At 57.7% G+C, this 21,710-nt stretch carries 23 protein-coding genes; 14 read left to right on the forward strand and 9 right to left on the reverse strand.

Going from position 1 to position 21,710, the window contains the following annotated elements; genetic code table 11:
• Positions 1-4 precede the first annotated feature (4 nt).
• Positions 5-1,183, forward strand: coding sequence for a chromate efflux transporter (gene chrA / locus HKD40_RS05140; RefSeq protein ID WP_349236791.1), 1,179 nt, complete (start codon positions 5-7; stop codon positions 1,181-1,183).
• Here the strand turns inward: chrA and HKD40_RS05145 are convergent.
• From HKD40_RS05145 to HKD40_RS05175, 7 genes are all read right to left on the reverse strand, one after another.
• The gene (locus HKD40_RS05145) at positions 1,180-1,740 is read right to left on the reverse strand and encodes an NUDIX domain-containing protein (protein ID WP_169194660.1); all 561 of its coding nucleotides are present in this window, start codon (positions 1,738-1,740) and stop codon (positions 1,180-1,182) included. The genes chrA and HKD40_RS05145 overlap by 4 nt on opposite strands.
• The gene (locus HKD40_RS05150) at positions 1,737-2,282 is read right to left on the reverse strand and encodes a hypothetical protein (protein ID WP_169194661.1); all 546 of its coding nucleotides are present in this window, start codon (positions 2,280-2,282) and stop codon (positions 1,737-1,739) included. The genes HKD40_RS05145 and HKD40_RS05150 overlap by 4 nt, the downstream gene beginning before the upstream one ends.
• On the reverse strand, positions 2,279-2,851 hold the full coding sequence (locus HKD40_RS05155) for a DUF1214 domain-containing protein (RefSeq protein WP_169194662.1): 573 nt from the start codon (positions 2,849-2,851) through the stop codon (positions 2,279-2,281). The genes HKD40_RS05150 and HKD40_RS05155 overlap by 4 nt, the downstream gene beginning before the upstream one ends.
• 171 nt (positions 2,852-3,022) lie before the next feature.
• Positions 3,023-3,709, reverse strand: coding sequence for an outer membrane protein (locus HKD40_RS05160; protein WP_169194663.1), 687 nt, complete (start codon positions 3,707-3,709; stop codon positions 3,023-3,025).
• 297 nt (positions 3,710-4,006) lie between these two features.
• Positions 4,007-4,693 (reverse strand): outer membrane protein, encoded by a 687-nt coding sequence (locus HKD40_RS05165; RefSeq protein WP_169194664.1) that lies wholly within the window; start codon positions 4,691-4,693, stop codon positions 4,007-4,009.
• Between the two features lie 300 nt (positions 4,694-4,993).
• On the reverse strand, positions 4,994-5,692 hold the full coding sequence (locus HKD40_RS05170; protein WP_169194665.1) for an outer membrane protein: 699 nt from the start codon (positions 5,690-5,692) through the stop codon (positions 4,994-4,996).
• A gap of 354 nt (positions 5,693-6,046) precedes the next feature.
• Complete coding sequence (locus tag HKD40_RS05175) at positions 6,047-8,197, reverse strand: PBP1A family penicillin-binding protein (RefSeq protein ID WP_169194666.1); 2,151 nt, start codon at positions 8,195-8,197, stop codon at positions 6,047-6,049.
• 137 nt (positions 8,198-8,334) lie between these two features.
• Between HKD40_RS05175 and HKD40_RS05180 the strand changes: the two genes are divergently transcribed.
• From HKD40_RS05180 to HKD40_RS05240, 13 genes are all read left to right on the forward strand, one after another.
• The gene (locus HKD40_RS05180; RefSeq protein WP_169194667.1) at positions 8,335-8,790 is read left to right on the forward strand and encodes a YcgN family cysteine cluster protein; all 456 of its coding nucleotides are present in this window, start codon (positions 8,335-8,337) and stop codon (positions 8,788-8,790) included.
• A gap of 76 nt (positions 8,791-8,866) precedes the next feature.
• Positions 8,867-9,499, forward strand: coding sequence for a diguanylate cyclase (locus HKD40_RS05185; RefSeq protein ID WP_169194668.1), 633 nt, complete (start codon positions 8,867-8,869; stop codon positions 9,497-9,499).
• An 89-nt stretch (positions 9,500-9,588) separates the two neighbouring features.
• The gene (locus tag HKD40_RS05190; protein WP_169194669.1) at positions 9,589-10,848 is read left to right on the forward strand and encodes an Hsp70 family protein; all 1,260 of its coding nucleotides are present in this window, start codon (positions 9,589-9,591) and stop codon (positions 10,846-10,848) included.
• 96 nt (positions 10,849-10,944) lie between these two features.
• Entirely contained in the window at positions 10,945-11,442 is a 498-nt protein-coding gene (locus HKD40_RS05195) for a DUF2165 domain-containing protein (RefSeq protein ID WP_169194670.1), read from the forward strand.
• 80 nt (positions 11,443-11,522) lie between these two features.
• Complete coding sequence (locus tag HKD40_RS05200; RefSeq protein WP_169194671.1) at positions 11,523-11,927, forward strand: hypothetical protein; 405 nt, start codon at positions 11,523-11,525, stop codon at positions 11,925-11,927.
• Positions 11,905-13,161 (forward strand): terminase family protein, encoded by a 1,257-nt coding sequence (locus HKD40_RS05205; protein ID WP_248305914.1) that lies wholly within the window; start codon positions 11,905-11,907, stop codon positions 13,159-13,161. The genes HKD40_RS05200 and HKD40_RS05205 overlap by 23 nt, the downstream gene beginning before the upstream one ends.
• 70 nt (positions 13,162-13,231) lie before the next feature.
• A complete protein-coding gene (locus HKD40_RS05210; protein WP_169194672.1) occupies positions 13,232-13,606 on the forward strand; it encodes a hypothetical protein in 375 nt (124 codons plus the stop codon).
• Positions 13,599-14,336 carry a glycoside hydrolase family 108 protein gene (locus HKD40_RS05215; protein ID WP_169194673.1) on the forward strand — a complete coding sequence of 246 codons (738 nt, stop codon included), beginning with the start codon at positions 13,599-13,601 and terminating at the stop codon, positions 14,334-14,336. The genes HKD40_RS05210 and HKD40_RS05215 overlap by 8 nt, the downstream gene beginning before the upstream one ends.
• A 145-nt stretch (positions 14,337-14,481) precedes the next feature.
• Complete coding sequence (locus HKD40_RS05220) at positions 14,482-14,781, forward strand: hypothetical protein (protein WP_169194674.1); 300 nt, start codon at positions 14,482-14,484, stop codon at positions 14,779-14,781.
• Between the two features lie 23 nt (positions 14,782-14,804).
• Positions 14,805-15,473, forward strand: coding sequence for a response regulator transcription factor (locus HKD40_RS05225; RefSeq protein ID WP_169194675.1), 669 nt, complete (start codon positions 14,805-14,807; stop codon positions 15,471-15,473).
• Between the two features lie 9 nt (positions 15,474-15,482).
• Positions 15,483-16,862, forward strand: coding sequence for a HAMP domain-containing sensor histidine kinase (locus HKD40_RS05230; RefSeq protein WP_169194676.1), 1,380 nt, complete (start codon positions 15,483-15,485; stop codon positions 16,860-16,862).
• A 62-nt stretch (positions 16,863-16,924) separates the two neighbouring features.
• Positions 16,925-17,404 (forward strand): RT0821/Lpp0805 family surface protein, encoded by a 480-nt coding sequence (locus tag HKD40_RS05235; RefSeq protein WP_169194677.1) that lies wholly within the window; start codon positions 16,925-16,927, stop codon positions 17,402-17,404.
• A gap of 85 nt (positions 17,405-17,489) precedes the next feature.
• A complete protein-coding gene (locus HKD40_RS05240; RefSeq protein WP_169194678.1) occupies positions 17,490-18,704 on the forward strand; it encodes a hypothetical protein in 1,215 nt (404 codons plus the stop codon).
• Here the strand turns inward: HKD40_RS05240 and HKD40_RS05245 are convergent.
• The gene (locus tag HKD40_RS05245) at positions 18,701-20,635 is read right to left on the reverse strand and encodes an FAD-dependent oxidoreductase (protein ID WP_169194679.1); all 1,935 of its coding nucleotides are present in this window, start codon (positions 20,633-20,635) and stop codon (positions 18,701-18,703) included. The genes HKD40_RS05240 and HKD40_RS05245 overlap by 4 nt on opposite strands.
• On the reverse strand, positions 20,632-21,705 hold the full coding sequence (locus HKD40_RS05250) for a hypothetical protein (RefSeq protein ID WP_169194680.1): 1,074 nt from the start codon (positions 21,703-21,705) through the stop codon (positions 20,632-20,634). The genes HKD40_RS05245 and HKD40_RS05250 overlap by 4 nt, the downstream gene beginning before the upstream one ends.
• Between the last annotated feature and the right edge of the window lie 5 nt (positions 21,706-21,710).

Genomic DNA, 21,710 nt, shown 5'->3' on the forward strand with positions numbered 1-21,710 from the left:
GGGCGTGACGACGGAGAATAAGCGCGGAACGCCTGCCGAAGTCTTTTTCACATTTCTCAAGCTCGGTGTGACCAGCTTTGGTGGGCCTATCGCCCACCTTGGCTATTTTCGCGATGAGCTGGTGACCAAGCGAAACTGGGTGAGCGAGAGCGCTTACGCCGATCTGGTCGCGCTGTGTCAGTTTCTGCCCGGACCAGCATCGAGCCAACTTGGCTTTGCCCTAGGCTTGCAACGCGCGGGGCCTCTCGGCGCATTGGCGGCCTGGGTCGCTTTCACCCTCCCATCCGCAATTCTTCTTGTGCTCTTTGCGCTCGGTGCTGCCGCGTTTGAGGGGCCGCTGGCGCAGGGGATTGTGCATGGGCTCAAACTCGTTGCTGTCGCTGTGGTGGCGCAGGCGATTTACGGCATGGCCAAAAGCCTGACGCCGGACCTGCCGCGCATCGCCATCGCAATGGGTTCGATTGTACTGGTAGTGCTGATTGGCGGCAGTTTTGGGCAGATGGCGGCCATCGGGATGGGCGGGCTGCTTGGGCTGGTGATCTGTCGTCATGTTGCGGGCAAGGGGGGCGACGCACTACCGCTGGTGTCAAAGGGCGTTGGTATTGGGGCGCTGATCGCCTTCGTCGTGCTGTTGGTTGGCTTGCCGCTTTTGGCTGGGGCAGGGGGCGGCGTAGCGCTGTTCGACGCGTTCTATCGCGCGGGGGCGCTGGTGTTCGGCGGCGGGCATGTGGTTTTGCCGTTGCTTGAGGCAGAGGTGGTGGGCTCTGGCTGGGTCAGCAAGGATGCGTTTCTCGCTGGTTATGGCGCGACGCAAGCCGTGCCCGGACCGCTCTTCACCTTCGCGGCTTATCTGGGCGCCCTAAGCCATGGCGTGTCGGGTGCGGCCATTGCGCTTGTGGCGATATTTTTGCCCGGCATGCTCTTGCTGATTGGAGTTTTGCCTTTTTGGGCGGCGCTGGCAACAAAGGCACAAGCGCGAGCGGCTATGGCAGGAGCAAATGCTGCCGTGGTCGGTTTGCTCGCCGCAGCCCTGTACGACCCGGTGTTTATCAGCGGCGTCGGGAGCTGGCTGGATTTCGCGCTGGCGCTGATCGGCTTTGCGCTATTGGTTTTTGCCAAAGTGCCGAGTTGGCTGGTCGTGCTTGGACTGGCTACGGTGTCGGGCGGGCTGGCGCTGCTTTAAAGCGCGAGAATGCGTTTGGCGGCGCGGGTGGAAATTGCGGCAAGGGCAGAAAAATCTTGCCATTGGGCCGCATGAACTTCGTCCAGCTGGGCCGTCAGAGGCTGGTCAGCACTGGCGACAAACACATATTGCAAATCATGGTGGACGTGGGGCGGTTCATTGCGCGCGGGCTTTCCGGGCACATCGTGACTGTCGATAACGAGCGGGAGATCGCCTTTGTGCCATGGGTGACGCACTGCGCCGATAACGCCGGTCTCTTCAACAGCCTCACGCAGAGCCGAAGCCCAGAAACTGTCGCTGGGTTCATAATGCCCGCCGGGCTGCAGCCAACGGCCGATGGTGACGTGATCTATGAGTAAGATCTTGTCCTTGGCCGGCGAGATCACCAGCGCGCTGGTGGTGATATGGCCGGGGAAAGTATCACGCAGATCAAGGCGGTGGTTATTGTCCATCTGCCAGCGGAGCAGGGCGAGATGTTCACCGGGCTCGGCAACATCGGCACGATACCGCGTAACTACGGCCGACAAGTGTGCGTGGAAAGTCTCTGAGCTCATCATGGGCGAGGGCCACAGCTGACGGCGGCGAGGGCAGCCTCAAAGCGGGGGCGCATAACGTCATGCGGCGGCGCGGCGCGGACGACGACAACCGCTTCGTTATGCGCCATCTCTACAACCAAGAGATTGGGTGACACTTCAATCTGCTGCTGGGCGAGGAGTTGGGTTTGGGCTGAGTTGAACATTCCGAGCTCAATGGTCTGCCCGATGCCGTCGCGATTGGTCGTCGAATAGGTGATGATGCCATCCGAATTATAGACGGCGACCGACCAGAATGCGTCGGGCAGCGTGCCTTGCACGAAGGCGGGCGCCTCATTGATGTCGATTTTGCAAATGCCGTAGACGAGCTCGGGATCGAGCTGCAATGGGTTGTCACCACCAGCCGTAATGGCAGGTAGGACGAGCATTGTGTGATCGGCATCGAGGGCTGAAATACGGGTCCAAGAGGTGTTTTCGGCCAGGCTTGGCAAGGACAGGATCACCACAATATGGATGATGCCGCCCAGAATTGCGCCGCCTAAGAGCCAGAGAAAACTGCGGATCACGGGCAATGCTCCTCGGTGATGGAGGGCATGACCGTGTCATTGGTGAAGCCGGAAAAGGCCGTGGTGTCATAGAGCGTGAGCACCAGCTCGTATTGGCCGCTGCCGGCGAGTTCAAGCCAGTTCATCGGCATGACATGTGGGCCGACATAAATCCGGAAGCTGCGATCGTTGTCGCGGACGAGCTCGCTGGAGCGCAAGGCAAGGTCTTCGCCTGGTGCGGCCAGATTGCGCCAGTCGCTGTCGACGGCAGACAAAGTCCAAAAGCTCGAAATCGGAACGCGGCCAGAGATGCGGTAGGTGCAGCTGAGATCAAGAGCCTTGCCAGCGCTGTCCGTTGCGGCGGTGAAACGCAGGCCCTCGCTGCGGCCGAGTTGCAACGCGCCTTCGCGCGCAATCTGGCTGCGCGTATAGGGATTGGGGTTCGGCACGCCGACATCTTGCCAGGTGATCCAAGGGCCGAGCATGTTTGCAGCGATGAACCGGCCATCGGTGAGGGCGTAGTAGCTCAGGCCAAAGCCAATGCTCAGCGCGACGGCGATAGCAACGAGGAGGCGGAGGACAAAGGCCACGGCGCTCAGCTCATTCGCAAATAGGGCATGGGCGACAGGAACCGAAGCTGTTGCAGACTAGGAAGTTGTAGCAACCGCGCGGCTGCTTCGGAAGGGGCGAGGGGATGGAACCGTTGAAAAGATTAGGGCAGCCGAAGCTGCCCTAATCACCCCATGCACGGGAGGAGGAACTCAGAAGTGGAAGTTCACACCAGCTTTGATCGCGTGGGTGTGGTGAGTGAACTCGACATTGCCGCCGTTGGAGTAGGTGCCGGCCCATTTGCCAAAGTCTGAATAAGCGTATTCTGCTTTCACAGTGACGTTGTCAGTGACAGCCATTTCGACGCCAGCGCCGACAGTCCAGCCCGTACGACTGGTACGATAGTCAACTTGCCAAACGCCACTTAAGTCGTGAATTGGGCTGTAGAAGTCCGTAAAGGCGAGGCCGCCGTGTGCATAGACAAGAACTTGGTTGAACGCCACACCAGCGCGGGCTTTTATGGCGCCCTGCCAATCAGATCTGATGGTGACGATGTCAGTGCCTAAAGGAACCGTTGCGGTCCCTGAGAGGCCAGGCCAGAGGATTTCTCCTTCCAGTCCCAATACAAACTGATCAAACTGGCCGTTCACGCCAGCGGTTATGCCGAGTAGGCCGCCCGATGGGTTAGTAGTTGTAGTGGTGACAAAGCCGGTCGGATCTATAATTTCACTACGCCCCCACACATAGCCTCCCACCGCGCCGGCATAGCTGCCGGTCCAGTCAAAGCCAGATGACGTGAAAGCTGGTGGGGTGGTGGCCGGGGTGTGTAAGTCTGAAGCAAAGGATGTGTGAGTCATTGCGGTAATAGCTATTGCTACAATAACAAGTCTATTTGACATTTTGGCCTCGCTTGTTTCTTGTAGTACTGAAGTAACCGGATTCTATATAGTTTTTCAATAGGTGTTATCTCTGATTACTTGGGTCTTGATGTTTGTGATTTATTGCGTCGATCTTGTTTTGAAATAAACCGCTCCTCTGTGAGGCGTGATGATTTGGGTTAGAGAAATGCTCTGCGCGACGGTGGGGCGGAAGGCTGTAGCGCTCAGGTCAGTGCAAATAGGGCTGGGTCACCGAAGCGCCGAAAAGGTTAGGGCAGCCGAAGCTGCCCCAACTACCCCATGCACGGGAGTGGAAACTCAGAAGTGGAAGTTCACACCTGCTTTGACTGCGTGGGTGTGATATTGGAAGTCGGTGCTACCGAGGCCGTTGGAGACCGTTCCGGTCCATTTTCCGAAGTCCGAATAAGCATATTCAGCTTTAACGCTGACGTTTTCATTGATCGCCATTTCGACACCCGCGCCGACTGTCCAGCCGGTGCGGCCTGTACGATTGTCTCCGCGGAAAACTCCCCCGCCAGTGCTCACAGAAGCGCTATAATCGGCGAAGGCAAAGCCGCCGTGCGCGTAGACGAGGACCTGATCGAATGTCACGCCGGCGCGGGCTTTGATAGCACCTTGCCACTCTGATTTGATGGTGGCGACGTCTGTGCGATTTGTAATTGTACCGGTGCCTTTTACGCCAGACCAAAGGACTTCGCCTTCGAGCCCGAGGACGAACTGGTCAAACTGAGCATTCACACCTGCGGTGACGCCGATCTGACTGCCAGACGGGTCAATAGTCGTGGTGACGGCGCTGCCGGTAGTGCCGGCGACGCTACGTCCCCACACATAGCCGCCGACGGCGCCGGCGTACATGCCGGTCCAGTCAAAGCCAGATGCGGTGTAAGCTGGTGGATTTGCAACTGGAGCATACAAATCTGCAGCAAACACTGCAGGAGGAAGTGCAGTAAGTACTGCTGTAACGATAACAAGTCTCTTGATCATTTGCTTCTCGCGCAGTTGTTTATCTGTGTATAATCGCAGTTTTATTTGGTTTATTCAATAACTTGCCGAAGCATCTAGATTTGGTTCATTTTGAAATTAGGCGGTGTTTACTTGCTGGTGGCAAATAAAAAACTGGAACTATGTGTTTGTATTGTTACTTTCCCGTAGTTGCTGGGCTGCAACATTCGTTTGGCGATTGGGTATGCTGCGAAGAGGGGGCCAGGCGTGACTTGCAATATTGAAATAAAAACTCCGCAGAATCCGAATTCTGCGGAGTTTCGTGAGAGTGACTTTTGAGGATTAGAAGTGGAAGTTCACGCCAGCTTTGATCGCGTGGGTGTGGTATGTGAAGTCTGTATCAAAAGGAGTGCCGGCTGGGGTTGTGTACACCCCTGTCCACTTGCCGAAGTCCGTGTAGGCATACTCAGCCTTGATAGTCACGTTGTCAGTGACTGCCATTTCAACGCCTGCGCCAACAGTCCACCCTGTACGGCTAGTGCGGTAGTCAACGAGCAATGCACCACCGGCAGTGTGTACTGAGCTGTAGTAATCCGCAAATGCTAAGCCGCCGTGCGCATATATAAGGACCTTGTCAAGGGCGACGCCTGCTCGGGCTTTGATTGCGCCCTGCCAATTTGATTTGACGGTCGTAATATCAGTGAATGTAGGTATTGGCGCTGTTCCGGTGACACCTGACCAGAGAATTTCGCCTTCCAGGCCCAAAACAAACTGATCGAACTGCCCATTCACGCCGGCAGTGATGCCGACTTGCCCACCTGACGGGTTAACGATTGTCGTGGGAAGACCCCCTGTTGGGTCTATCACTTCGCTACGCCCCCACACATAGCCGCCGACGGCGCCGGCGTAGATGCCGGTCCAGTCAAAGCCAGATGCGGTGTAAACTGGTGGGTCTGCAACTGGAGTATACAAGTCTGCAGCAAAGACTGCAGGAGTAACTGCTGTGCTAGCAGCGGCTACAATAACAAGTTTCTTGAACATTTAGCCCTCGCCCATTGGTTGAGGCCCATATGGTTCCATGATTGTTTTTAGACTTCAAGAATGTGAGGTGTATCTGGTATTCTGGTTTTGTGAATTTTTTTCCTGGTGCTTATCGTGATTTAGTTATTGTCAGTAAAGAATAAAACTAGACTCTGGGCCTTGTTCTGGTGATTTACCCGTAGTTGCGGTTATGCAACAAAGTCCGGTGTGATTTGTTTGTTTCTGGGGTGTTGATGAGTATGTGTTCGGCTGTCTGGAGATAGATTCGGCCAAATACTGAAGATATTGTTCGGTGTCTTCTGTATATTGAATGTTGCGAAAATTTAGCGCCGAAGGCCGGGAGGCGTGACCTGATTAGAGCGTCGGCTGGCTGTCGGCCGATGGCGCTGTAGCAAGCTGGTCCGATGACTGGCTGGACGAGAGGCGCGCGGCGAGGTCGAGGAGCTTGCTGGCGGCAGCGGGTTTGAGATTGGGCGGTCGTTGCGCGATCTCTTCTTCGGTTTCTTCCGGTGCGGCGGCGATCAGGGTTTCTGGCAGATCAAACTCAATGCCGAAGACAGGCTTTATCGCGATATTGGTATGGGCATAGGCCATGAACTTCTGCCAGGCGACTGTCGGCAGAAGGCCGCCGGTGAGATCATTGGTGGTGCGATAATCGTCGTTACCGAACCACACAGCAGCAACATAATTGCCGGTGAATCCTGCAAACCACGCGTCGCGATACGAAGTGGTGGTGCCGGTTTTGCCCAAGGTGGGCACGCCATCAATATGCGCGCGACGGCCCGTGCCGGAGGTGACAACGGCGCGCATCATTTCATTCATATAGGCAACCGTCTGCTCGGAGAGAACGCGCTCGCGCGGGACGGTTTCGTCATATTCCCAAACGGTTTCGCCACGGGAGTCGATAAGGCGCGTCAGGCCATATGCGGGCGTTTTGTAGCCATGATTGGCAAAGACCGCGTAGGAGCTGGTCATATCGAGCACGGATACCGACGCCACGCCGAGGGCGAGGGAGCGCGTGACTGGATATTCCTGCCTCAGGCCCATGCGATACGACAACTCGGCGATTTTATCGCGGCCGGTTTTGATCGAAAGCGTGACCGGGACGGTGTTGATCGACGAGGCAAAAGCCGAGATGAGCGTGGTTTGTCCGCGATAGCTACGGCCATAGTTCTGCGGACACCAATCGCCGATGCACACGGGCGCGTCTGAAATGCGATCGCTCGGCTTGAGACCAAGTTGCTCCATCGCTTCGGCATAGACGAAGGGCTTGTAGGCGGAGCCGGGTTGGCGATTAGAGACGATCGAGCGATTGAACTGGCTCTTGGCGTAATCGGTTCCGCCAACCATGGCGCGGATTGCGCCCTCAGTATCGGTGACCACCATCGCACCCTGCTCAACGCGATACTGTTCGCCAGAGTCGCGGATAACCGAGGTGATGGCTTCCTCGGCATAGGATTGCAGCGTTGTGTCGATTGTCGTGCGGACGACGAAATTATTGCCGTTGGCCGCGCGTTCTTCGATCTTCTTCTTTGTTTCCTCAAAAGCGTAGTCGAGGAAATAGTTCGGGGAGTCGATGTCTTTACGGCGATCTATGGCGGCTGCGGGATTGCGACGCGCGGCGGTCACCTGACCTTCAGTGAGGAAGCCGGCTGCCACCATATTGGTGAGCACCAGATTGGCGCGGCCACGCGCAGCGGCAAGGTCGATATGGGGCGCATAATTGCCCGGAGCCTTAAACATGCCCGCCAGCATGGCGGCTTCGGACAGGTTGATGTCCTGAACGCGCTTGCCAAAGTAAAACTCAGAGGCGGCGGTCACGCCATAATTGCCGCCGCCCATATAGGCGCGGTCGAAATAGAGTTTGAGAATCTGGTCTTTGGAGTAGTGCCACTCGAGCCAGACCGACAAAAACGCCTCAACAATCTTACGCTCGAGCGTGCGCTCTGAGGAGAGGAAAAGGTTTTTGGCCAGCTGTTGGGTGATGGATGAGCCGCCCTGCGTGCCACGATCACCTTGCGCATTGCTCATGAGGGCGCGCAGCGTGCCGACGACGTCAATGCCGAAGTGTTCGTAAAAGCGTCGGTCTTCGGTGGCCAGCGTTGCCTTGACCAGATAGTCGGGCATTTGGTCCAGCGCGACGCTATCGTCGGAGCGGATGCCGCGGCGGCCGATCTCGGCGCCATAACGATCCTGGAAGATCACCGAATAATCCTCGGCCTTATTGAAGGCTCCGCGATCGGTGATGTCGAAGGCGGGGAGGGCGAGGGCGGTCATGAGCACCGCGCCGATGGCCCCAAAAGAAAAGGCGTCGGACAGGATTTCGACGACGAAGCGCTTTACACCAGTGACATGAAAACGGGACATAAAGTCCTGAAATCGCGTATAGCCTCGACCAAGCGCGTTCCAAAACTCATAAAGGGAAGAATCGAGCCAAGCGTCGGCGGCCAGCATGCCGCTTTGGGGCTTTCGCTTCTTTTCCTTGATGTAGAATGGATCTTGCAAGATTTGGTCCCGCGCCGCGTCGTCCCAGTATTTGTCTGGGACACAGGCATTATGCAATGGTGTGACTGGAAAATGACCGTGGACGGTTTCGTCCCAAGTATTTCTCCCAGCCCCACGATAACACAGTTTGAGTAAACATGGCCTTTTGGGAAGAGAAGACACTCGAAGAAATGTCCACGGCCGAGTGGGAAGCGCTCTGCGATGGGTGTGGCCGGTGCTGTCTGATCAAGCTGGAAGACGAGGACACGGGAACCCTCATCACTTCCGACGTGCGTTGCCAATTGCTGGATGGGGACAGCTGCAAATGCACCGACTATCCGAACCGCAAAGCTATTGTTCCGGACTGCATTAAGCTCACTCCCGAAAACGTGAGGGAGATCGCGTGGATTCCCACGACCTGCGCTTATCGCCGTATTGCGGAAGGAAAAGGGCTGGCCTGGTGGCACCCACTTGTTTCGGGCGACCCGCAAACAGTTATTGATGTGGGAGTTTCGGTAACGGGGCGGACTTATCTCGAAAGTGAAGTCGACCCGGAAGAATGGGAAGAACATGCTGTGGATTGGCCAGAATGGGAGCCGCCTGAGCACATCTAACTAGGTATTGTTACCTTGTGTTAACTAAAACCTGTGTTGACTGTGGGCAACTGACTTCTGCCTAGGAACGGGCTATATGAATCGGGTGACATTGAGTGGTGATAACGGCTTTTGGGCGCGCGTTCGCGCAGCGCTGAGCCGTGCTCCTGGTGGTTCTGAACCTGCTTATGGCAAGGCCGAGATCGCCAAACGTCCCGGAAAGAAGCTTCGCCCAGCGCAACGGATCGACGCAAGCTTGCGTCGGGCCTGGGAAAGCGCAGCTGAGCGCAAGGTCTCGCTCTGCGTTCTCGCCCTCGAAATGGACGTCTACGCCAGTTATTTTTCGTCTTACGGACGCAACGGCGTGGAAGATTGCCTGGAGCAATTGGAGCATTTGATCCGCTCACACGTGCCCAATGAGCAGGCTTGCCTGCGCAATGGTCGCGCCGGTTTTGTCCTTGTCCTGCCAGACATGCCCAATTTGATGGCCCGCGATATCGCGGCAAAGATTGCAGCGGGCGTGCGCACACTGGCGATCGCCAACAAGGAAAGCCACGCCGGTCAGGTCACGCTGAGCATGGGTCTCGCCGTGGTCAATCCGCAAGGGGCGTTCGATCGGGAAGTGCTAGACGCAGCCAACATGGCCGTGCGCCGGGCGCAGCGCCGTGGCTTGGCGCGCCTTGAAGTGGTGGATTTCCGTCCATCGCAGGAGCGAAAAACCGCAGCGTGACAATTGGGCGATTGTCTGGCCTGCCATCCCTCGCTATGAGAGCCGTCCTCTAAACGCGCTGAAGCGCGCTTTCTCCGGACAGCTTGACTATGACACTTTCCTGCGGCCTCGACTTTGGCACGTCCAACTCTACGCTTGGACGGATTGGCGCTGACAACCAGCCCCATCTGGTGCCGCTGGAAAATGGAAGCGCGACCATTCCGAGCGTTCTGTTCTTTAGCTTTGAAGACAACCAAATCCACTTTGGCCGTGATGCCGTGGCGGAATATGTGACCGGCGCCGAAGGGCGTTTGATGCGCTCAATCAAGAGCGTTTTGGGCACGAGCCTTTTTAACGACACGACCCGCATTAAAGCCAAGCGCTATGGCTATGGCGATATCATCGGCACCTATGTCGCTGAGTTGAAAAAGCGCGCTGAGGCGCATCTGGGCGATGAGCTGACACAGGTTGTGCTCGGCCGTCCGGTGCAGTTTGTGGATGATGATCCGGCAGCGGATCGGCAGGCGCAAGACCAGTTGGAAGCCGCCGTACGCGCGCAGGGGTTTAAGGATATCGCTTTCCAGTTTGAGCCGATCGCGGCCGCTCTGGATTACGAGCGTCACGTCAATGGCGAGCGTCTGGCGCTGATCATCGACTTGGGTGGCGGTACCTCGGACTTTTCGCTGGTGAAGGTTGCGCCGGGCAATGCCGACAAGGCTGACCGTTCCGACGATATTCTGGGCACGGGCGGCGTTCATATCGGGGGGACGGATTTTGACCGCCTGTTGGCGATGAGCCGGGTAATGCCCGAGCTCGGCCTGGGGAGCATGACCAAGGACGGGAAGCGTCACCTTCCGGTTGCGCCCTATTATGACCTCTCGACCTGGCACCGCATCAACCGGCTCTATGATGCACAGGCTATTCGGGACCTGCGCTCGACTATGCGGGAAGCTGTGGAAGCGGAGCGGGTCGAGACGATGATAACGCTCGTTGAGGAGCGTCTCGGACATCGGCTGATTGGCGCGGTGGAAGGCTCCAAAATTGAGCTTTCGGATAAGCCCGTGTCGGCGTTCGACTTCGACGTAAACGGTAGCCGCATCCGCACCGATATTAGCGTCGAGCAGCTGGCCGAGGCGCTTGATGACTCGATTGGCAAGCTCGAAACCACCATTGGCGCAACACTGGCGCAGGCCGGGGTGAAGGCGTCTGACATTGACAGCTTGATCTTGACCGGCGGTTCGACGCTGGTTCCGGCGGTAGCGAACCGATTGCAGGCCCGTTTCCCCGAGGCTGAGGTGATCCGTACCGACGTGTTGGGGAGTGTTGGGCTTGGGCTGTCGCTGGAAGCCAAGCGCATATTTGGGGCCTGACATAAACGCGAGATCGCTTCGGCGGGACGAGTCGTCTACCAAGTCGGGCGAATAGAACTCGGGTCAGATAACCCGCACGGAATAATGGAGGCGGGAATGCTTGTGCTCAGGATCAGCAAGGTGATCACTGTTGCTGCGGTGGCGCTTTATGCGAGCCTCGTGGCCTTCGGCAATATCACCGACTATGGCTCAAACTTCGCGTTCGTGCAGCATGTGTTGGCGATGGATACGGTGTTTCCTGACGCAGGGACCACCTATCGCGCCATCGACAATGAGATTGCGCACCACATCGCATATATCCTTATTATTGCTGCTGAACTGGCGACTGCCGTCGCTTGTTGGGTCGGCGCAGCAAGGCTCTATAGGGCACGCAACGCAAGCGCAGGAAGTTTTAACCGCCAAAAATCCTGGGCCATCGCTGGGCTAACATTCGGATTTCTCGTCTGGCAGGTGGGCTTCATGTCCATTGGCGGCGAGTGGTTTGGCATGTGGATGTCCGAAACGTGGAACGGGCTGGAATCGGCCTTCCGCGTATTCATCCTCATCATGAGCGTGCTGATCTATGTGGCGCTGCCGGACGGCGAGATCGACTAAAACTTATCCCTCTTATCCTCGCGTCACGCAGAGATGGTAGCTTTCAGGCATGATCAAGAAAGTGGGTCTGGGGCGAGGGGATGTTTCGGAACGCAACGCCGAACTGGGACATCGTTCGCGCGGAATATGAGAGCCATTCGTTCTCACCGCGCGTGATCTGCCAGCGCCACGGAATTTCGCTCAAACAGCTGCGCTACAAACGCGAGAACCAACTCTGGACCACCTCGCGAAAAGACACGCCAACGGCAGCGCTCTTGATCGCTCGAATTATGCGCCTTTTGGGAAACCAGATCAGTGCATTGGAGAAAGCGACGGATATGCCAATCGACCAGAAATCCAAACTGCTCGCCGCTGAGGTGAAGACGCTCGATGCCGTGCTGAAGATGGGCGCGAGCGAGCGCAATGTGGAGCCGCCCAGTCGTCGCGATATGACGGATATTCGCAATAAACTGATCAAGCGTCTTGACCAGTCCGAGCGAAAATAACGCGCGACGGGTCGACGGCCTCACCGATGAGCAGGCCTATAAAATGTATTTCTGCTGGCCCAAATGGGCCAGACGCGCGCAAAAGCCGCCGCCGGGAGACTGGACGACGTGGTTGCTGCTCGGCGGTCGTGGTTCGGGCAAAACCAGAGCCGGGTCGGAATGGGTGCGGCGGCTGGCTCGACGCGGCATCGGGCCCATTGCGCTGGTCGGCGAAACCATGACCGAGGCGGTGGACATCATGGTGCGCGGCGAGAGCGGCTTGCTGGCGGTGCATCCGGATGAGGAACGTCCTGTTTTACGCGGAAAGTCGCGGCTGATCTGGCCCAATGGGGGGGAGGCCGCGATTATGACGGGTTCGGACCCGGAGCGGTTTCGCGGGCCGCAATTTGCAGCCGCATGGTGCGATGAGATTGGCAAATGGCCCAATGCCGAGGAGGCTTGGGACATGTTGCAGTTTGGCCTGCGATTGGGGGATCGTCCACGGCAGTTGGCGACAACAACGCCCCGACCGACGTGGCTGATTAAAAGACTTTTGGCGGACGAGCACACAAAGACTGTGAGAATGCGGACCTCGGACAATGCGCGAAATCTGGCGCCGAGTTTTCTCGATGCGGTGGTGGCGCGCTACGAGGGGAGCGTGCTGGGGCGGCAGGAACTCGACGGGGAAATGATCGAGGACTTGCCTAATGCGCTATGGCAGAGGGCAATGTTTAAGCGCGGTGTGGCCGAGAGTTTAGGCCGCGTGGTGGTGGCAGTGGATCCGCCGGTGACGGGGACGGCCAAGTCAGACGCTTGCGGGATTATCGTTGTTGGGCGCGTCGGCGAGCACGCTGTGGTGCTGGAAGACGCAACGCTCAAACCCTCGCCGCCTTTGGCTTGGGCGCGGCGGGCGGTGGCGGCCTATCACGCGCATCAGGCGGATTGTCTCGTGGTGGAGGTGAACCAGGGCGGCGATCTGGTGCGGACGATGATCGAGCAGGTTGATCCGTCAGTGCCGATGAAGGCTGTGCGGGCGAGCCGAGGCAAGTGGCTACGAGCGGAGCCGGTGGCGGCGCTTTATGGGCGTGGATTGGTGTTTCATGTTGAGGGGCTGGTGGCGCTTGAAGATGAGCTCTGCGCCTTTGGGCCGGATGGCAAGGCCGATGGGCATTCGCCGGATCGGGTGGATGCGCTCGTCTGGGGGATTACGGAGCTGCTTCTTAATGATGCGCGGCCGCGGTTGCGGGGACTTTGAGCCCCAACCCGACCTCCCCCGAAGTCGGGTGAGGGGCGATGAACTGTGGTGTCGGCGCCTCTGACCTCTGATGACAGAAGTCGCCTTGAGCATTGTGCCAGACCCTGCGCCGGTTTTGCCTTTGGCACCCGGACATCTCGTGGCAGAGCGAAAGCCCAATGACGACATCATCTTCACTTGGAAACGACGCAGTCGTGCGGTTGGGGATGGATGGAGCGGGGCGAACCCGCCGCTGGAATACATCCCGGAAGCCTATGAGCTGAGCGTGGTGTCGAGTGGCATTGAGGTGCGTCGCTTTGCGGTGAGCACAGCCTCAGCTGTCTATTCAGAGGCACAGCAGATCGCTGATTTTGGGGTCCTCGCCAGCAGTTTTACTTGGCGTGTCGAACCGGTGAGCCCGCTGCTTGGCGCCGGGCACAAGGCGGAGGCAGTGTTCGATGAGTGAAGGCTTTGAGCGCTGCCTGGCGCATGTTCTGGCCCACGAGGGAGGCTATGTTGATCATCCGCTCGATCGGGGCGGCGCGACCAACATGGGCATAACGCGAAAAGCGCTCGCGCATTGGCGGGGCGTGGTGCCGTTCACGCAACTGCCAAAAGCGGCGGTGCGGGCGCTGACACGCGCTGAGGCCGCGGCGATTTATGAGGCGAACTATTGGCGCGTCTGTCGTGCTGGCGAAATGCCCGCCGGTGTTGATCTGGCCGTGTTTGACTATGCGGTCGATTCCGGTCCGAGCCGCGCAATCAAGGCGCTGCAGGTCTGCCTCGCTGTTCCGGCTGACGGCATGATTGGCCCGGTGACGCTGGGCGCTTTGGCGCGTGCCCGGCCAAGGCTGCTCATCAATGCCTTGTGTGATCAGCGCATGGGCTTTCTCGGAAAACTCGGAACGTTTGTCACTTTCGGAAAAGGGTGGACGCGCCGGGTGAGTTTGGTCCGCACGGCCGCTCTTGGCATGGCGGGCGAAAATCAGACGTCAACGCAACTGGAGGGACTTCCAATGTTGGACGGCTACAAAACCTATATTGTGTCTACGATCATGTTGCTGGTGGGACTGGCGCAGCTTTTGGGCATTGATCTGCCCGCCTTTGACCAAGCGTCAGTGGGGAATTTGATCATCGAGGCTTTGGCCTTTGTGTTCCTACGCAAAAGCGTGAAGGGGGTGTTGGCACAGAGCTAGCGCCTTGTCATTGCATCCGCGCTGAATGATACTTGTCGCGTCGCCCGTGAAGGGTGGCGCGCTTTTTCCTTATGCCCATACAGTTTGTTTCGTTTGATTGCCTCATTCAGGTCCCATTCAGCAAACTGCTTGTATTGATGGTTTCATGAAACCGAACCTGAACATTTTCGCTGTCGCCGCGGCCCTCGTTATGGCTCTGTTCGTCACATTTGGGACGACAGAGGATGCTGTGGCCCAGAGCTGCCTCGATAAGCGCCAGATCCAAGAGGCGGTCTCCTCGGGGCAGATCAAGTCTCTCGATGCCGTCTTGGCTTCGGGTGGCGTCGACGCGAGCGCGGACATTTTGAATGTGCAGGTGTGTGATGAAGGTGGGCGCATGGTCTATGTGATCGCTGTTCTCACCTCAGACGGTCAGGCCAAAAATTTGGTATTGAGCGCGCAGTAAGTCATTTCTATCGGGGTCAATGGATGCGCATTCTGGTTGTCGAAGACGACGTCAATCTCAACCGCCAACTCAAAGAATCCTTGCTGGAAGCTGGCTACGCGGTGGATGTCGCGTTTGACGGCGAAGAGGGGCACTTTCTCGGTGACACCGAACCTTATGATGCTGTGATCCTCGACATTGGTCTGCCGCAAATGGACGGGCTTTCGGTGCTCGAAGCATGGCGTCGCGCCGGCAGGGTAATGCCGGTGTTGTTGCTCACGGCGCGGGACCGCTGGAGCGACAAGGTTCAAGGCATTGATGCGGGCGCTGACGACTACGTCGCCAAACCCTTCCACATGGAAGAAGTGCTGGCGCGCGTGCGCGCCCTCGTGCGGCGCGCGGCGGGTCACGCGAGCAATGAAATTTCCTGCGGTCCGGTACGCCTGGATGTGAAATCGGGCAAGGTTACAGTTGATGGTAGCGCCATCAAACTCACCAGCCATGAGCTGCGTGTTCTGAGCTATTTGATGCACCATAAGGACAAGGTCATCTCGCGCACTGAACTGACCGAACACCTTTATGATCAAGACTTTGATCGTGACAGCAACACTATCGAAGTGTTCGTTGGCCGGTTGCGCAAGAAGCTGCCGGAAGATTGCATTCAGACCGTGCGCGGGTTGGGTTATAAGATCGTCGGCGATGGCGCCGCGTGAGGTCGGCTCGTGCTGCGTAAAGGCTCCATAGCGGCCTCGCTGTTCATTTTCTCGGCTATCTGGCTCGTGGTGGCGCTCGTCGCCACAGGCTTTCTGCTGGGCGAACTCTATTCGCGCTCACAAGACCGTACACTTGCAGAGCAGGTCGACTTCAACGTCGAAGGTCTTACAGCAGCTCTCCTCGAAGCCGGTGATCCAAGTGACCTTGGCATTGCGCTCGCCGATCCGCGTTTCGGCCGACCACGGTCTGGCTGGTATTGGATTATCCGGAATGATCTGGGGGAACTGGTCAACCTCTCGGACTCCGTTGTCGGTATCGACTTGCCGGAACTTTCAAACCCGCTCGACATCATGGGACGCCGCAGCGCCGTGGTGGAAGATGCCTTTGGCACCAAGCTGAGGGTGATTGAGCGCGCCGTCTACCTCAATCAAGAGCGGTACTTTATTGCGGTCTCAGGCAATCTGACTCAGATTCTCGAACAGGTGGGAATCTTCCGCTACCAAGCGTTTATCGTGCTAGGGGCGGTCGGGGCCATGCTGGCGATTATGAGTGCGGTGATCGCGCGTTTTGCCCTGCGACCAATCTCTCGACTGAGCGATGCGGTGGAGGCTGTGCGCGAGGGGGATAGTCCAGAAATTTCAGGGACCTATCCGGTTGAGATTGCGCCTTTGGCAGAAGAGGTCAACGCGCTGCTCCGGTCGAATACGCAGATTATTGAGCGGGCGCGCAGCCAAGTGGGCAATCTTGCCCATGGACTAAAAACGCCCATTGCCGTGCTGCGCAATGAGGCCGGGAGCGACAAAAGTCCCCTGGCGCAAGTTGTGACCGCTGAACTCGAGAAGATGGGCACGATGGTCTCGACCTATCTCGATCGCGCACGCCTGGCCGCGCGCACCTCCGTCGTTGGCAAAAAGTCCGATGCGAAGTTGGCTTTGGAGCGGCTGTGTCGCGTGATGGATAAGATTCATCGTGACACGACGGTGACGCTCGATCCCATTGACCCCAAACTCCCCTGGTTCCGCGGCGACGAGCAGGACTTTGAGGAGATGGCGGGCAACCTCATCGACAACGCTTGCAAGTGGTCGAACGGCGAAGTGCAGGTGAAATTTCTCACCGAGCGAAAAGACCGGACAATTCAGTTGCTCCTGACCATTGATGACAACGGTCCAGGATTGTCTGCCGAGGAGGCAGAGAAAGTTTTGCGTCGTGGCGTGCGTTTAGACGAAAAGACTCCCGGGAGTGGTCTCGGGCTGGATATCGTCAAAGAGCTTGTCGACGTGTATGGTGGCAGCTTGGACTTGAAGCGATCAACATTAGGCGGGCTCTTGGTGGAACTCCGGCTGCCCTCCGCGCGTCTAGGAAGTGTGACACGGCAAAATGCCGGGTGACGCACTTTCGCCGCAATAGGCCAACAAGTACCGACAGATTGACCGTGAGGGCTAGTTTGAATATGAATCGCACCGCTTTAATTGCCGCTCCGCTGTTGGCCTTGGCCCTTGCGGGCTGTTCGAGCACTGGCAATGCGCCCCAGCAGATTTATCAAGCGCCGGTCGCACAGGCGCCGGTCGTGATGCAGCCGATGGTGCCTGCTGCCGCACAGGTCGTACAGACAGCACGCCTGACAACCTCCATCGCCAACGGCTTCGTTGACCCGGCAGCAGTCAGCCTGATGACCGCCAAGGATTCGAGTGAAGCCAATAGCGCACAATTCTATGCGCTGCAGTTTGGCCGTCCAGGCGCACCGCGTCAGTGGGCTGGTGATCGTGGCACAACTGGCTCGGTAGCCGTTGGCCCTTACGTACGTGTCAACAATCTCGATTGCCGCGATTTCACGCATACCGTGAAGATCAATGGCGCTGAATATGTGAAAAAAGGCACGGCCTGCCGCGAGGGTACTGGCAACTGGAACGTGGTCCAGAGCGCAGCTTGATCCATATTTGGGTCAAGAAAGAAAAAGTTTATTTACCATCGCCATTTAGGTTTGGGGTTAGGACTACCCCAAACCTGAAGTGTCAATGAGCCAGACCGCCCCAAAAACTGACGTACCAGCGTCTGTGCCGAGCCGTTCCTCTAGCCGCGCATCTGCCCGCTCGAAGCCTTTTTGCGGGCTTATTGATCCGATCCTTGTTGAAGAGCCGGTGCTCTACTCATTCTCAGGTTCGATTAGTCGCGATGCCGCCGACGCAGCTTGGACTTGGGTCCTGCGTGACCTGTCCAGTGACATTGTTTCAGCTGCCGCGGTCGAAAAGGGTACTTTACGGTCTGGTGACCTAGCCCCCGCAATTCCCGAAATTCTCCAACGTATGCGCGCAGCGCTTGACGAGGTTGATGGCGATATCGAGCGCCTCCATCGTTTCCGCGCGCAATACGGTCGCGACAAAGCACGCGAAGAAATCGAAGTCGTCATGTCGGCGCTGCGCGCGCGCTCGCTTTTGCCAAAGGCGCAGGCGTTCGGGAAGGCGATCAACGCGATCAACGACGACGCTGCAATGGCGACTGCCATTCAATCCATGCCTCTCAAGGATGCCCATCTGGCGGCCCTGATGTTCCAGGCAGCACTGGGACATGTGTCGAACCCCTCGCGCATGATTACGGCCATGCTCAAGATCTGTGGCAAGAACACGGATGACGCTGTAGCGCGCTATGGGTTTAATCCGGTTGTGGAAGCCTTCTTGGCGCATGCGCAGAACCAGCTTCAGTATCTGCGGATGAGCGGTCCCTTTGCGGACGTCGATATGGTTTGTCGTGGGCTGGATCGCTACCATCGCTTGGTACGTGCGCTGACCGGCAATATTGAGTTCACCCGCGGTAGCTCGGCCACGAAGGTTCTGGCGGCACTAACCAAATCTGTCTCTGATCGGGTTGAGCCTCGCCTCAAGGAAGTTGTGCCAGATCTCAATCAGGCGCTGCGCAAGCCCCGCGAGGGCGTTGACCGTTTGGACAACGACAAGATTTTGAGCGCAATTAGCGGCATGTATCTGCTGGCTGCCGTGCGCGATAGCCGCGAGTCACTGGCGCTCAATGCGGTCTATGACCAAGCGTGGACCCAATCTGCGCAGGCATTAGAAATTCACATTCAGCGTTGCCTCGACGCCGCTCGCCAGAATCCAAGTGATACTGTGAACGGCGCTCGACTGGATGCGGCAATCCAGATGGCGGAAATTCGTTTCAACGCTGAATATGCCGAAACCCTGCGCCGTGCTCGCGCTGCTGCCGAGCGTCGTGGCTAATCGGTAATGCTTTCGATCCGGGCAGCGATCGTGCTGCCCTGATCTCGAATAGAAACGGGGAGCGCCGCTTGGAACGCCTCCGCCGTTAAAAGCGCAATTGGTCCTTCAGGATTGTGCCGCAGCACCACGCCAATCGCTTTGTCCGCCTCCCGGCTGTCTGAGTTACGGAAGATCAACGATCCGCTCGAAACCATCCGCTGATCGGCGATGAAGAGTTTTACCACCTTCGTTTGCTCCCCGTAACGCCCCGACAGAAAGGTCGGTACATCCGTTTTTGGTGCCACGTGTACTGTCGGTTCGAGGTCCGTCTTCAGGCCTAAGGGCGGCGATGGAGTGCGTTCCGCCGCGACCGTGCTGGCCATGGTGACTGGTATCCAGCCAAGACAAGTCGCTGCCGTAATATCGTTGAGGGACAGCGCTACGGCCATTTCGGATATTGCGGGCAGCGGGTCGGCTGCATTCTGGACCGATTGTGGTCGAGCGAGATAGGACGTGCTGGCATCCAAATAGCTTGGCACGGACGCTTCCGTTCGTGCGATGGCCAGTGGCGCATCGGGTGTTTCATAGAGCGGGTCTATCAAGACCTCTTCAATTTGCTTTCTGGGGCTTCCGAAGAGAAGATCAATCGCATCAGCCCCGCTCTGGATACAGGCGGTCCGCGTTTGATATCCGGCGACGCTTCCGGCGAGGGCAATGCCCTCTAGCGCACCGATAACCTCAAGGCAGTGATTTTTGCTGTTCCAATGGCTCTTCCCTCCCGCCATATGCCAAAGGTCCAGATTGGCCTGCCACCCACCATTGACGATCAATCGTGACGTCGTGACGGGTTCTTGGTTCGCACTATCAAAGTGCACATGCAAAGTTGAGCCGGTGAAGCGCGCATGTTCGACGTAACTCGACGGCACCTGAACCAAGCCGTAAGCACGGCTGAACTCGATATAGCGTGAAGCCGGATTGGGGCGAGTATCTAAAACTCGATTGACGGCAATGCCCGCTTCTCTTGCCTTCACGGCAAGGCGGTAGGACGTGTTTGTGCTGGTCGCAAACAGCGCTGAGCGACCCGGCCATATGCCGAAGCGGGTCGCGAGCTCATAAGCTTCCAGTGAGCCAATGACGCCGGGTAAGCGGTTGCCTGAAAAGAGCGGGAGCCGCTCGACGGAGCCTGTGGCAATGACCAAGTGCGGGGCCGCGATGTCGAGTAGTGTGCTGGTGACACCATCCCCATGCGTCTCAATGCTATGCACCCGCACCATGCCTTGCCGGATAGCAATTGCCTGGCTGTTGAGCAGGACCCGAATATTGTGGTTGGTGGTGACAGTCTGGCTGAGACGCAGCATGGCGGCTTCAGCGCTGTCTTCGCCCTCTTGAGCGCCGAACAGCCCGGAATGTCCTCTTAGAGCTTGATCAGCCTCAATCAAAATAACGGACAAGTTCCGGCGCGACGCTGCTAGAGCTGCGGCCATCCCCGCAACACCGCCTCCGACAATCACCACATCAGCGCCTAGGTGCTCTGCCGCAGTCGCGTTGCGCCACGGCTGAATTTGGCGAACGCCATCGAGCGCGAGGCCGAGCGTATGTCCTCCTTGAAAAAGTTTCCTGAGGCCGCCAATAGGGGGCTTGGGAGCCGTGACATAATTGGCTCCAGGCGTGATCGGCGTGCGCGCCATGGGAAATGCTGCGGCCACATCGCTGAGCGCCTCGACAGGATAAATGTGAGGCAACGATCGCGCTGCAAGACCGATAGGAAAGCGAGAATGGAGACCCAAGCTGATAATGCCCGACGCGGCGAGCGCTGAGTAAACAGTGTCGCCAGCGTAGCCCGAGTACATGCGTCCGTTGAGCCGGAAACTTACGGGTCGTGACCGATCAATCCACTGACCTGAAAAGCCGCTTGCGCTGTCGGCGGGGAGCCGGGCGGGAGTTCGGTTCATGACGAGCTCGCTATGCGTGTCGGAACAGCTTCTGACAGCGATTTGTTTGAGCGTGTGACCAAGCGTTCCGCAAAATATGCAGCTTCAGTCTCCGTTGGGACGCCCCCGATCCAACGCGCCAGTGCGGGCACCAAAAAGCTCGCATATGGTTCCGCCGACAACACAACGTCTGCGCCCGAACCGATCCCCACGCGCCCAAATGCCGGCAGGCCGTCTGTCGTGAGGAGCCGCGTGAAGTGGCGTTGCCCGACGATTTCACCGCCGCCAATGGTCTCTAGCAGCCGCTCAGCATCAGCATAGGCGAGGGTAGTATCGCCGACAGCCATCAGGTTCACACCGCCCCCGGACAGGCTCACGAGGGACGACCCGCTGTCGATGTCAAAGACCATGGGCGCTACCAGTGGCCGATTGGGTGCAATGAGAAGGCTAGAATAGATTTGTCGACGGACAACGCGCGGCCACTGAGGCAGAGGTAGGTGATCGACTAACGCTTGGTCATCCAAGAAAATTGTCTGCCGAAACGCGAGTGTTTCGTCTCCGATGCTTAATGTCGAAGACCCGTCCTTGAGCAGTTTTAGGCCCTGGCTTGTCGCACGAAGAACGCCGAGGTCATCCAGCCAGCGGTTCAAATGAGGCTCAACCCCAATGAGATCGAGGTGGACTTGGTCAGCGAAAGAAAAACCGATGCTATCGCTCGGCAATAGGTGAGGGCCGGTCACCTGCGCTGTGTGGCCGTGTATGGCCACCATTGTGCGGATGTGAGAGAGGGTCTCTCGGGACAATTGGTTTTGAGCTAAACACAAGGCGTTGCCGCGTCGAATAGCGGCTTTTGCGCCTATTCGACCCAAGAGTTTGAGTGTTTCTAGAATGGTCTGTTCGAGCAGGCTCCAATGCTCGGGCCGCGTCAGTGGGGCAAACGAGCTGCAGCTGAACTGTGGCAGCCTGAAGCGCACCTGATTATCACCGAGTAAAACACAACGTCGTTTGTGATCACGGGTCAGGAGCGCCGCGAGGAGCTTAGTCGCTGGACTATTTCCAATGATGGCAAAGTCATAAAGCTTACTGGTCATTTTGG

The organism is Devosia sp. MC1541 (genome assembly GCF_012847305.1).
Lineage (GTDB): Bacteria > Pseudomonadota > Alphaproteobacteria > Rhizobiales > Devosiaceae > Devosia.